Annotated in this window: 10 protein-coding genes; 8 read left to right on the top strand and 2 right to left on the bottom strand. The window is 43.9% G+C overall.

All coding sequences use genetic code 11. The features are described 5' to 3' along the window. Positions 1–50 precede the first annotated feature (50 nt). The 6 genes from glgB (at position 51) to MHH46_RS17370 (ending at position 7,784) form a co-directional block, all read left to right on the top strand. Positions 51–1,988, top strand: coding sequence for a 1,4-alpha-glucan branching protein GlgB (gene glgB, locus MHH46_RS17395; RefSeq protein WP_076190199.1), 1,938 nt, complete (start codon positions 51–53; stop codon positions 1,986–1,988). A 47-nt stretch (positions 1,989–2,035) separates the two neighbouring features. Then, positions 2,036–3,460: a glycogen synthase GlgA gene (gene glgA / locus MHH46_RS17390; RefSeq protein WP_036687636.1), complete on the top strand. Its 1,425-nt coding sequence runs from the start codon at positions 2,036–2,038 to the stop codon at positions 3,458–3,460. 326 nt (positions 3,461–3,786) lie between these two features. Further along, on the top strand, positions 3,787–4,605 hold the full coding sequence (locus MHH46_RS17385; protein ID WP_036687634.1) for a transporter substrate-binding domain-containing protein: 819 nt from the start codon (positions 3,787–3,789) through the stop codon (positions 4,603–4,605). Between the two features lie 112 nt (positions 4,606–4,717). Then, complete coding sequence (locus MHH46_RS17380) at positions 4,718–5,383, top strand: amino acid ABC transporter permease (protein WP_232061382.1); 666 nt, start codon at positions 4,718–4,720, stop codon at positions 5,381–5,383. Continuing rightward, the gene (locus MHH46_RS17375) at positions 5,370–6,092 is read left to right on the top strand and encodes an amino acid ABC transporter ATP-binding protein (protein ID WP_076130044.1); all 723 of its coding nucleotides are present in this window, start codon (positions 5,370–5,372) and stop codon (positions 6,090–6,092) included. Before MHH46_RS17380 ends, MHH46_RS17375 begins: the two co-directional genes overlap by 14 nt. Before the next feature lie 162 nt (positions 6,093–6,254). Continuing rightward, positions 6,255–7,784, top strand: coding sequence for a Ppx/GppA phosphatase family protein (locus MHH46_RS17370; protein WP_076190200.1), 1,530 nt, complete (start codon positions 6,255–6,257; stop codon positions 7,782–7,784). Here the strand turns inward: MHH46_RS17370 and ppk1 are convergent. Next, positions 7,732–9,846: a polyphosphate kinase 1 gene (gene ppk1, locus MHH46_RS17365; protein WP_076190201.1), complete on the bottom strand. Its 2,115-nt coding sequence runs from the start codon at positions 9,844–9,846 to the stop codon at positions 7,732–7,734. The genes MHH46_RS17370 and ppk1 overlap by 53 nt on opposite strands. A 400-nt stretch (positions 9,847–10,246) precedes the next feature. Here ppk1 and MHH46_RS17360 point away from each other — a divergent pair, with 400 nt between their 5' ends. Beyond that, the gene (locus tag MHH46_RS17360) at positions 10,247–10,903 is read left to right on the top strand and encodes a 3D domain-containing protein (protein ID WP_076130047.1); all 657 of its coding nucleotides are present in this window, start codon (positions 10,247–10,249) and stop codon (positions 10,901–10,903) included. A gap of 88 nt (positions 10,904–10,991) precedes the next feature. Here MHH46_RS17360 and MHH46_RS17355 read toward each other — a convergent pair whose 3' ends face one another. Beyond that, positions 10,992–11,873, bottom strand: a complete 882-nt coding sequence (locus MHH46_RS17355) for a polysaccharide deacetylase family protein (protein WP_076184412.1) — start codon at positions 11,871–11,873, stop codon at positions 10,992–10,994. Positions 11,874–12,060: 187 nt separating this feature from the next. On the opposite strand from MHH46_RS17355, the gene MHH46_RS17350 reads away from it, so the two are divergent. After that, the gene (locus MHH46_RS17350; protein ID WP_076190202.1) at positions 12,061–13,095 is read left to right on the top strand and encodes an NADH:flavin oxidoreductase/NADH oxidase; all 1,035 of its coding nucleotides are present in this window, start codon (positions 12,061–12,063) and stop codon (positions 13,093–13,095) included. Positions 13,096–13,105 lie beyond the last annotated feature (10 nt).

Here is a 13,105-nt window from a genome sequence, read left to right as displayed (position 1 = left end):
TATTCGGGTAAGGTAATAGGTACAAGCACATTGAAAAAGGTGGTGTAGAATTGGCTGAAAAAGCAAAAATCGAGACCCTTCCGTCAGCTGCTGATATCTATCTGTTCCATGAGGGCACCAATTATCGCAGCTATTCTATGCTGGGTGCACACACTGCCGCTGAAGAAGGCGTTACCGGTGTGCGCTTTACCGTGTGGGCTCCTCATGCGACATATGTAGGACTAGCTGGTGATCATAATGATTGGGACGGAACACAGGGCGTGGACTCGTTATATAAGATACCCGATTCAGGATTTTGGAGTCGTTTTTTTCCGGGAATACAGCCGGGAACTTTTTACAAATACAGGATTCTTGCCTCAGATGGATCAAGTTTCCTTAAAGCGGATCCTTTTGCTTTCAAAGCTGAGGTTCGACCGGCAACGGCTTCGGTAGTAACAGAACTGGATGGCTACCGCTGGGGAGATGCAGCATGGCGTAGGAAAAGCAAAGCTCCATATCAACAGCCAATGAACATTTATGAAATGCACTTCGGTACCTGGCGTCAAAAAGAGGATGGTGAGTTCTATACCTACCGGGAAATGAGCGAGCTGTTAATTCCTTATTTGGTGGAGATGAACTATACACACGTGGAATTTATGCCGTTGGCAGAACATCCATATGATCTATCCTGGGGTTATCAAGGGACGGGGTATTTTGCGGCAACCAGCCGTTATGGCGAACCCCATGAGTTGATGTATTTGATCGATCAGCTGCATCAGGCAGGTATCGGTGTGATTTTAGATTGGGTTCCAGCTCACTTTGCCAAAGACGCACACGGATTACGTATGTTTGATGGAGCGCCACTTTATGAATATGCCGATCCAATGTTAGCTGAAAAACCAGGCTGGGGGACACTTTCGTTTGATTTCAGTAAGCCGGAGATTTCTTCATTTCTTATTTCTAATGCGCTGTTTTGGTTCGAGTATTATCATATCGACGGAATGCGTGTAGATGCGGTTACGAGTATGCTTCGACTAGATTTCGAAAAGCGGGATCATCAATATCGGCGGAATGTTAATGGTGGATTGGAGAATCTGGAGGCCATCAAATTTATCCAGAATCTGAACAAGGCTATCTTTCATTATTTCCCAAAAGCATTGATGATGGCGGAGGAGTCCAGTGCTTGGCCAGGGGTTACTGCACCAGTGCATGAAGGGGGCCTTGGCTTCAATTACAAATGGAATATGGGTTGGATGAATGATACGCTAGGCTACATAGAACATGATTTTGGTGGGCGCCCTTATCATCATAATTTACTTACGTTCCCAATATGTTATGCTTATGCCGAAAATTACGCATTGCCGCTATCGCATGATGAGGTTGTTCACGGCAAGAAGTCTTTGTTAGACAAAATGCCGGGTACTTATGAACAAAAGTTCGCAGGCCTCAGGCAGCTGCTGGGATATCAGATCTCTCATCCCGGTAAAAAGCTTCTGTTTATGGGTGGGGAATTCGGTCAGTTTATCGAGTGGAAGGATCAGGAGCAGCTGGACTGGCTGCTGTTGGATTATGAGAGCCATCGTCGTATGCTTGCCTACACGGCTGCACTTAATAAACTGTATCGCTCCGAAAAAGCGTTGTGGGAGCTGGATCATTCTCAAGAGGGTTATCAGTGGATTGATGCGGATGACAATGATCAAAGTGTGATTTCGTATATACGCCGAGGGAAGAAACCAGGAGATACGCTGCTTATAGTCATCAATTTTCAACCGGTAGAACGGCACAATTATCGTATAGGCGTGCCACGGGCCGGGACTTATGAAGAGCTCTTTAGCTCAGAAAATGTAGAGTATGGTGGCTCCGGATTGCACAATGTCCCTCAAAAGAGCGTTAAGCTGGAATGGCACAATCAGGTGAACAGCATAGAGCTGACTCTTCCGCCCCTTAGCTTTCTGGTGTTTAAAAAAACGTCACGAATGGGTAAGAATAAAGAGGCAAAAGAGTTATAGATCTAAGTACGAATAGAGAATCCGTACAGTTTAAGGGGGAAATAATCATGAAGGTTTTATTTGCCGCAGCTGAAGCCCATCCTTTTGTCAAAACGGGTGGTTTGGCCGATGTCATTGGAGCATTACCTAAAGCGCTGAAGGCTGCCGGGGTAGATGTACGAGTGATTTTGCCTAAATATCGTGGGATTCCTGACAAGTTCACCGCTCAAATGGAGCATTTAACGGAAGTGTATGTTCCAATTGGCTGGCGAAAACAATACTGTGGAATTGAACGCATTATCTATGAGGGTATCCCCGTTTATTTTATCGACAACGAGTATTATTTTGGCCGTGATGGAATTTATGGTTATATGGACGATGGTGAACGGTTTGCGTTCTATAATCGTGCAGTGCTGGAGTGTCTGCCAGCCATTGATTTCCAGCCTGATGTACTGCATTGCCATGATTGGCACGCGGCCGTAATTCCAATGCTGCTACAGGGGCATTATCGCCACAATCCATTTTACAGTGAAATGCGGAGTGTATTTACAATACATAACCTGTTGTATCAGGGAGTGTTTCCTTATGAGGTACTTGGAGAGCTGTTAGGTCTGGATAGCAGCTATTTTGGTAGTGTGGAGTACTATGGTAATGTGAATTTCTTAAAAGGCGGGATTGTATTCAGTGATCGGGTCACGACCGTCAGTCCGACTTATTCAGAAGAAATTCGCACACCTTATTATGGTTACGGTTTGGATGGTTTGTTGAACGCACGGTCAGATGTTTTAAGTGGGATTGTGAATGGCATTGATACTAAAAGTTATAATCCAGCGACAGATTCGAGCCTTGTTACCCGTTATCGTTCTAATTTGACCAAGAAGACGGAGAACAAAGTAGCCTTGCAGGAAGAGCTGGGATTACCTGTGGATGCTAATATCCCAATGGTAGCCATGGTCACGCGTCTCGTGGACTCCAAAGGTTTAGATCTGCTTACCCGAGTGCTGGATGAGTTGCTATATCACGATGATATTCAATTTGTGCTGCTTGGAACAGGTGATGAATCCTACGAGCGTTGGTTCAAGGAAGCGGCATGGCGGTATCCGACCAAGCTGTCTTCACAGATCTTATTTAATGATGCACTCTCACGAAAAATATATGCTGCCAGCGATATCTTCCTTATGCCGTCTAAGTTTGAGCCCTGTGGCATCAGTCAGCTGCTCGCTTTACGGTATGGTAGCATACCCGTTGTCCGTGAGACAGGTGGCCTAAATGATACTGTGCACGCTTATAATGAAGAAACCGGTGAAGGCAATGGCTTTACGTTCAGCAATTATAATGCACACGATATGATGTTTACGCTGCGCCGGGCGCTTTCTTTTTACAAGCAGCCTGAACATTGGAAAAAGATCACAAAAAATGCTTTCGCGGGAGATTATAGCTGGAATGTATCCGCTCAGCAGTACATGGATATCTACGATGATATAACCAGATAAAGTTTAACGAATTCTGTAATGGGTTAATAAGGGATTGCACCTGGGAGTATGGTAAATACTCTGGGAGCAGTCCTTTTTTTATGAAATTAGGAATAAACAGTCGAATGATTTAGCCAGTATAGGGGATAGTAAAAATGTATAAATTTAGCTTCAACGTGAATAAAAGTGATTTTTTAGCTGCGTATTATAGAATTCCCCTCATAGAAATCCATTAAAAGGAAGTTATTGTCACAATTATGCCTTTGCATATTCATGCGTTCTGATTTATAATAAGTCAGTCATTGGGTCAACTTAGATTTTTTCATATGAATAGGGGAGATATAGAAATGAACAAATGGGGTAAACTTAGTTTAGGAATGGTATTAGCGGTAGGTCTGCTTTCAGGCTGCGGTCAAAATAAAAATGATAATGATACCGCTGCTAGTGGTAATGCAAATTCCGGTGCAGTTACTAAAAAGCTGATTATGGGAACAAGTGCAGATTTTCCTCCGTACGAATTCCATAAAGTAGTGGACGGAAAAGATACCATCGTAGGTTTTGATATCGACATCGCTAAGGAAATTGCTGCCGACATGGGCGCTGAGCTTGAAGTTAAGGATCTGCCTTTTGATTCACTGCTTAACGAATTGTCCAGTGGACGCGTAGATATGGTGATTTCCGGTCTTAGCCCGACTGAAGAACGCAAAAAAGCGGTTGAACTTTCAGATATTTATTACAAAGCAGAACAAGCTATTGTAGTACGCGAAGCAGATAAAGATAAATACGCTACTATGGACGCGGTGAAGGGTACCAAAATTGGTGTACAGACAGGCTCTATTCAAGAAGAAATCGCCAAAGAGATTGAAGGCGCAAAGATCACTTCTCTTGGTAAAATCTCCGAGATCGTTCTGCAATTGCAATCTAACCGTATCGATACAGCAATTATTGAAGGACCTGTAGCCAAATCTTTTGTTAAGAATTTAGCGGGTCTTGTAATTACCGATGCTAAGCCTGAAGTAGAAGATGATGGATACGCAATTGGGATTAAAAAAGGCAATACAGAGCTTCTGGATAAAGTAAATGCTACACTTAAACGTCTAGAATCAGAAGGTAAGATTGATGAATATGTAGCGGCTGCCAGCGAGCTTGCTGAAAGCACGAAGTAAGGAATGGAATGTATATTGCTCTTTAGGTCTGCTGAAGTAAAATGTATGTGTATTACAGAAAATAGCGGAACTTTGCTATTTTCTATTTTTTTGGAGATAGGAGGATAAGATATTGGATATTACTTTATTTAGAATGGCTTATGATTATCGTGATCTTTTCTTGACTGGACTACAATATACCTTGCTACTTGCTGTTCTTGGTGTATTATTTGGCTTCATTCTTGGGATTATCGTCTCTCTACTACGGATGTCAAAATGGAGAGTGTTACGTTTCTTAGCCACAGCTTGGGTTGAATTTTTGCGGGGCACTCCAATGCTTGTGCAATTGTTTCTCATCCATTACGGGCTGGCGACATTTGGGATTGAGTTTACTCCGATTCAGTCCGGGGCGATTACACTCTCCATTAACAGTTCTGCTTATCTGGCAGAAATTTTTCGTGCCGGGATTCAGGGTGTCGATCGTGGACAAACGGAGGCCGCACGTTCACTTGGAATGAAACAAGGGATGACCATGCGTCATATTGTACTTCCTCAGGCACTTAAAAGTGTTCTTCCGGCAATCGGTAATGAGTTCATTACCATTATCAAGGAATCATCGATTATTTCATTTATCGGAGTAACGGATTTGATGTTTCAAGCTCGTACAGTTACAACGATTTCGTATGATGGCATGACACCACTCGTGATTGCTGCATTTATGTATTTTGTTCTAACATTTACGCTTTCCAAGATCCTAGGTAGACTCGAAAGGAGGCTGAATACCGATGATCGCCGTTAAGAACCTGCAGAAGCATTACGGAAAGCTGGAGATTCTCAAAGGAATCGATTTGGAGATTAAAAAGGGTGAGGTTGTCGTTGTAATCGGGCCCAGTGGTTCGGGAAAAAGTACCTTTCTGCGCTGCTTGAATTTATTGGAGCAGCCTACAGGTGGCGAGATCACTTTTGAAGGGGAATCGATCACCTCAAAGAAGCATGATATCAATGCAACGCGTGAGAAGATGGGGATGGTTTTTCAGCAGTTCAACCTTTTTCCGCACAAAACCGTTCTGCAAAACATTACGCTCGCACCGATTAAAGTAAGAAAACAGCAGCAGGCTGTGGCCGATAAATTCGCAATGGAGCTCCTCAAGACTGTAGGCCTTGAAGATAAAAAGGATGTTTATCCAGCTCAATTGTCCGGTGGACAAAAGCAGCGGATCGCGATTGCTCGTGCATTAGCCATGCAGCCGCATGTGATGCTTTTTGATGAGCCTACCTCAGCGCTTGATCCGGAAATGGTAGGAGAGGTACTTGAGGTTATGAAAAAGCTTGCCGAAGACGGAATGACAATGGTTATTGTTACACATGAGATGGGCTTTGCCCGTGAAGTGGGTGACCGCATACTGTTTATGGATGGCGGGTTCATCGTTGAACAGGGTACTCCTGAACAAGTATTTGGTAATCCTACACATGCTCGGACTAAGGATTTTTTAAGTAAAGTATTATAAAGAATTCGTCAAAACGGCCCTGGACAAGTATCCGGTGGCCGTTTTGTTATAGGGTCCTGAGGGTAATGTGGGAATATATCGCTGGGGGCTGAGTTCATTTATTTATGTAAACCATGTATAATAGATGGTCAGTCAATCAACAGGAAAAGGAGTACATACATAATGAGAGATGATCTACGCCGGATAGGCATTATTGATATTGGTTCGAACTCCATTCGTCTTGTAATTTATGATACAACGCGCGAAGGAGGCTATAAGATCATCAAGGAGTGTAAGTACTCCGCTCGCCTTAGTGAGAAGATTACGAAGGAGAATAGACTGGAACAAAAGGACATGGAAACGATTGTTCCGGTCTTGCGGCAGTTTAAGGAAATCTGCAATGCTTTTGCAGTGGAAACCATTCGTGCGGGTGCAACGGCAGCCATTCGTAATGCGGCTAACTCAAGTGAAATAATAAGCTTTTTGTCACAATCCTCTTCCATTCCGATTGAGGTGATCAGTGGCCACCAGGAGGCATATTATGGCTTCTTGGGTGTTATTAATGCCTTTAATGTAGAGGATGGTTATGTCATTGATATTGGTGGCGGGAGTACTGAAATCACTCTTTTTTGTGAGCGGCGTTATCAACACAGCATTTCTTTCCCGTTCGGGGCAGTAAATACCAACCTAATGTTCGGTCAAGGTGGGAATTGGAGCGATGAGCAGATTCACAAGCTGCAGACCTTTGTCCTGGGCAGACTGGTTGAGCATGATTGGCTAAATGCCAAAGCTGGACTTCCTTTATTCGGTTTAGGAGGGACGGTTCGTTCCTTAGGGAAGCTGGATCAGAAGTCACGAGCATACTCATTGCCTAACTCCCATGGCTATACGATGACCAGTGAGACGATCGAGCACTTTATGAACACCCTACCTTCAATGCCTTACGAAAAACGTAAGGATTTAGATGGATTATCTAAGAGTCGGGCGGATATCATTGTATCCGGGTTGATTATTTTCCATACGGTGTATCAGTATATTGGGGCGAGTGAGGCGGTAATCAGCGGGGAAGGGCTCAGAGAAGGCTTGCTGCATGATCTGCTGGAGCCGGAGCAGCCAGTGCGTGATAGTGCATTGGAATATAGCTTAAACACGATCATTCGCTTTGATATTCATACTTCTAAACGGTATTTAGATCATATCAACAAGCTAGCACTCAGCCTGTTTGACGCATTTAAAGATGAATCGAATAGAGCAGAGCACGAGATGTTAATTTACGTGTCCATCATGCTGCATCGTACGGGAACGAATATTAACTATTACCAATCTAAAAGACATACTTTGTATTGGTTGATGAATTCACCGATTCGTGGACTTACCCACCGTCAGCTTATTCTTTGCGCTATGATTGCCTCATACAGCACAAAAAGCCGGAAGCAGAAATTGTCCCAACAACATAAGGACATTTTGCTGCCATCCGACGAAGAGTGGATTCATAAGCTCGGATCGCTTGTCCAGCTTAGCATTGCGCTGGACAGCACGGAGATTGGAATTGTAAGCGGCCTGAAGGCCAATCTGCACGGCAATACGCTTCATCTGGACTTAGAGGGCGCATCGTCACTGCTAATTGGCCTAGAGGACATTGAGAACGCGATAAAAGCATTTAAGAATGCTTGGGCGGTGAAGGTAAAACTCGGCTTCCCTTCCAACGTGTAACATCCATCGCAGCAAACTGGCTCCGGAAAGGGGCCTTTTTGTCGTCTGGTTGTTCGTAATATCCATTAGCCTGCAAGAAGCTGGCTTTAACATTATCTTTTAGAGACAACTCTAGAATTTTGACGATCTGTTTACGGATGCCGCTGTCTCTGACAGGACACATCAGCTCAATCCGGCGGGTTAGGTTTCTAGTCATCCAGTCGGCACTGGATAAATACACCTCAGGTTTGCCGCCATTTTCGAAATAATAGATCCGGGAGTGCTCCAGAAAACGGTCTACAATACTGCGTACGGTAATGTTTTCGCTTAAGCCCTCTATTCCCGGACGTAGGCAGCAAACCCCTCGCACGATTAAGTCAATGGAGACACCGGCTTGGGCTGCGCTATATAAATCGTCTATTACTTGCTGATTAGAGAGCGAGTTCATCTTGGCGATTATGCGAGCGGGTCTGTCTGCCCGTGCATGTTCAGCTTCACGCATCATTAGCTTTTGCAGGGATAAGCTCATATTCGTCGGCGCAACAATGAAGGAATGCCAGTCAAAATTAGCCGAATATCCAGTCATTTGATTAAACAGCTCAGAAGCGTCCAGTCCGATATCGCTTTGGGCGGTGAATAGACTGAGATCTGTGTAGGCCTTGGCTGTACTGTCATTATAGTTTCCTGTGCCTACATGCACGTAACGGCGCAGTTCAGGGCCTTCCTGGCGGACAATCAAGGTCACTTTGGCATGCGTTTTGAGTCCGATCAGACCATAAACGACATGACAGCCTGATTTTTCAAGCTGGCGTGCCCAAGCGATGTTCCGTTCCTCATCAAATCGAGCTTTTAACTCTACAACCACTGTAACTTGCTTACCAGACTCCGCAGCATTGGCTAGTGCAGTAATAAGTGGAGAATTTCCACTGACACGGTATAAGGTCATTTTAATCGCCATCACTTGCTCATCCTCTGAAGCTTGAATGATAAAGTCTGTCATTGCATCAAAAGACTCGTAAGGGTGGTAGACTAATACATCCCGTTCACGCAGCACCTCGAAGAAATCCTCATTTTCTTGAAATTCAGCAGGATAAACCGGCTCAATAGGTGGATAGTTCATGTAACCAAAACCTTTTAAGCTTCCGGCAAAATTACGAAGAAAGCCTAGATCAAGCGGACCTTCAATTTCAAATACGAAGTCCTCCAGCTCAAATTCCGCTTGCAGCTGCTCAAGAGCATAGGGATGGATACCTTTTTGTACTTCCAAACGGGCTGGCACCCCGCGACGACGCTTGCGCAGCTCTTTTTCGATCTCTTCCAGCAGATCCTCTGCACCTTCCTCATCGATCGTAAGATCTGAGTTACGAGTCAAACGAAACTCACTAACCGCAACAGGTTCGTAACCGCTGAATAAGGTTTGAATGTGATGGCGAATCACATCTTCAATAAATACAAATTGTCTTTTCTTACTATTAGAGCGGTGGGGAAGAGGGATACATCTTGGCAGATTCGAAGGAATTTGCAGGATAGCAAAATAAGGCTCCTCTTCAAGACCATTCTTACGAGTAAGAACAACAGCTAGGTAGATAAACTGGCTGTGCACGAGTGGAAACGGCCGGCTCTGATCAACAGCCATTGGCGTAAGTACAGGATAGATGATATCCCGGTAATACTGTTCTATGGACTGCTCTTGGGCATGGGTAAGATCCTCATAATCCACGAATACGATGCCTTCTTTATGCAAACTCCGCGAAATATCACGGAACGTCCGGTATTGATCGGCAATGATTTTGGTTACGCGTTTGATGAGGCGTTTATACAGCCCGGAAGGGGTGTAGCCTGTGAAATCTTTTTTAGTATAGCCCGCCCGGATCTGATCCTGAATTCCCGCCACACGAACGCTTATGAATTCATCCAGATTGCTCGAGACGATCGCCAGAAATCTGGCACGTTCCATTAAAGGGTTATCAGGGTCCTGCGCCTCCTTGAGTACGCGGCGGTTAAATTCGATCCAGCTCAAATCCCTATTGAGGTAAGCAGTGGCTGGACTGCTCTGATTGTTTTTAATCTCTTCTGTATTCATGGGACCTCCAAATATGCTTCGATGTCTATATCTCAAATCTATTTATCATATTCTATCATTTTACTATTGGATGAGGCACGAAATGTTAAATCTATGTAAAATCTCAAAGAATATTATTTAATTATCTTATATAATAGGATGTGATTGTCGCTTTTTAGTTAACATAATCAAAATTACGTTAACTTCTTAATGGACAAAAGACAATAATTAAACATGTTATTTCAGAATGGTAACAATTACATACGCATAGGTTACAAAATTGTGATATATTAAGTCCTGTCAGTTTTACAAATGACAACAATACATCAGGACATCACACAAGATGTACATAAGTACAGGAAATGTACACGAGCGTATACGGAAGTCATACCGCTTACGCCCATCTAAAGAGGAGGCATTTATGAAGAACAAGTTCAGAACCATTAAAACCCTTGCTGCAGTTATGGGAATTAGTGCATTGCTGCACACCGCTCCTGCTTTTGCAGACAGCGTTCATATTGCAAAGGAAGGCAATACTTTCTATACTCTATCTCAGCAATACAATGTCGGTGTTAATGATTTAATGAAAGCTAATCCAAACGTTGCTGCTCTTAATATTTACGATGGACTTAAAATAACGATCCCAAGTAAAATGCAAGCAGAGTCTGTGGCTACGACAGAAACTCCAGTGCTTACACCAAGCCTGAATGTTACTCCAGAATCAAAAACAGTTGAAGCATGGGGCAAGTCCTTTAACTACGAGAAATCGATACAAGTTAAGGCTTCTGCTTATTCCTCAGCGGCTAGTGAGAATGGAGGCTGGGGTGCCGTTGATTATTTCGGGAACCCACTCAAGCTAGGAACCATCGCAGTTGATCCAAGTGTAATTCCTCTCGGAACAAAAGTATTGGTTACCGGACATTCACACGCAGGATTGCCTAAAGAAGCTTTTCTGGCTACTGCAACCGATATGGGAAGTGCCATTAAAGGTAACCGGATCGATATCTTTATCCCAGGCAGCCAAAGCTTTGTAGCCGATTTTGGTTATCAATATGTACAATTATACATTGTTAAATAGCTAGATAAAAATATAGAGATATGAAATGGTTTTAAATAGGTTAAACAAGAAACGGAGGGAGTCCTTAGCGGCTGCCTCCGTTTCTTGTTTATTTATTTTTAGAGACCTGCAGCAATTGAGGAACGGTAACGAAGGAATAGCCACGTTTACGCATAATCGTGATAACCTCAGGTAAAGCCTGAATCGTTCCGCGAAGATCACTACCCGGCCCACCTCCACCATGCTGAAGGATAATTGCTCCTTTTCCAGCATTAGCTAAGATGTTATTTCTAACTTGAGTTTTGGAAAGTCCCTTCCAGTCCAACGAATCCACATTCCAATTTACAAGCTTATAACCATGATTTTTTGCCCATCTCAACTGTTGCTCAGAGATATCTCCATAGGGTGGACGAATCAAGCGTGGTTTATATCCGGCTAAGGTTTGAATAATGTTCTCGGTCTCAATGATCTGTGATCTGAAATCATGCATCTTTAGCTTCACAAACTGAGGATGATCATAAGAGTGATTTCCAATAGCATGTCCTTCTCTAATCATCCTCTTCACTAGAGCGGGATGTTTCTCAGCTCGGCTTCCCACCACGAAGAAGGTAGCTTTGACATGATATTTCTTAAGAACATCTAGCAATTGGGGTGTAAACCTTGGGTCAGGCACATCATCAAAAGTTAAGGCGATGACTTTATTCCGAGGACCGCTGGTCTTAAAGGTCTCGGGATATTTGTGTAATAGCTGACTCAGAGACAAGCCCTTAGTGTTCTTATTGTTGCTGCTCGTTGAATTATTTGTAGTAGAAGTTCCCGCAGATATCGCCTTGTCTTCGTCAGTGGTTTGCGTGCTTTTAATTTGATCCTGTGAGGATTTCTGACTCTGAGCTGGGGCTGAAGCAACCTCTGCTGAAGAGGTTGGAAATAGCAGGACAATGATTGATCCTAATACTACTAGCAGTTTCTGGACTCTCCGTTGATCATACATCCCCATATGCCTCCTTTACTACCTGATCATCACCATATTCTTCATTGTTATCTCCATTGAAGGATGAATTTATGCCGTTTCTTCAAGGGCTCTGGTAAAGATTTCTTGCACACCCTAATGCGTGTATACTAAATAGAACGGGATATTCCCGGGCCAATTATAGACAGGTGGAAGGATGGGGACAAGGATGTCAGAATTGTTTGCACCTTATGAATTGAAGGGTTTAACGCTGAAAAATCGTATTGTTATGCCGCCTATGTGCCAGTATTCGGTGGATAAAGAGGATGGCATTCCCAATGATTGGCATTTTGTTCATTATGTAAGCCGTGCTATTGGAGGTACTGGTCTAATTATTGTTGAGATGACTGGAGTCCATCCGGACGGTAGAATAACGAACCGGGATACAGGGATTTGGAGTGATACACATATAGAGGCTTATCGTAAGCTCACAGATAGTGTACATGCCTATGGGGCAAAAATAGCCATTCAACTAGGTCATGCTGGACGTAAAGCAGTCGATGCTGAACCGCCGGTTGCCCCTTCTGCAATTCCATTTGATGCTCGTTCTAAGCAGCCACAGGCGCTTTCTAAGGAAGGCATCCTTGAGATGATAGAAGCCTTTCGTGCTGCCGCTCGTAGAGCTGTGGAGGCAGGATTTGATACTGTGGAGATTCATGGTGCGCATGGCTACTTAATTCACCAGTTTCATTCACCTCTGACCAACATCAGATTGGATGAATATGGACAAGATCCAGCACTTTTTGGAGTACAAGTAGTTACAGCAATCCGAGAAGTAGTGCCAGTAGATATGCCCTTGATCATGAGGGTTTCCGCGAAAGAATATGTTGATGGTGGATATGATGCTGACTATGCCCTGGCGTTTTGCCGCCGATATAAGGATGCTGGAGTGGATATGTTCCATGTGTCTTCAGGTGGTGAAGGTCCCATTGGCTCTAATGGTGGACCTAATGCGGGCCCAGCCTACCAAGCAGATCTGGCAGAATATATTCGCAGTGGATTACAAGTGCCAGTAATTGCGGTAGGACGGCTTGAAGCCTATTCTGAGGCACAGTCCATCATTGCAGAAAAAAGGGCGGAGCTTGTAGCTATTGGCCGTGGGATGTTAAGTAATCCTTATTGGGCTTTACATGCTGAAGAAGCGCTTGGTGGCGTACATGATGTACCTAAACCTTATGAACGTGGGATTTGGAAAAGAGGCTAGACCATTTTCG

Origin of the sequence: Paenibacillus sp. FSL H8-0175 (assembly GCF_045040615.1) — a bacterium.
GTDB lineage: Bacteria > Bacillota > Bacilli > Paenibacillales > Paenibacillaceae > Paenibacillus_AQ > Paenibacillus_AQ odorifer.
This window is presented reverse-complemented; position numbering and strand designations above follow the sequence as displayed.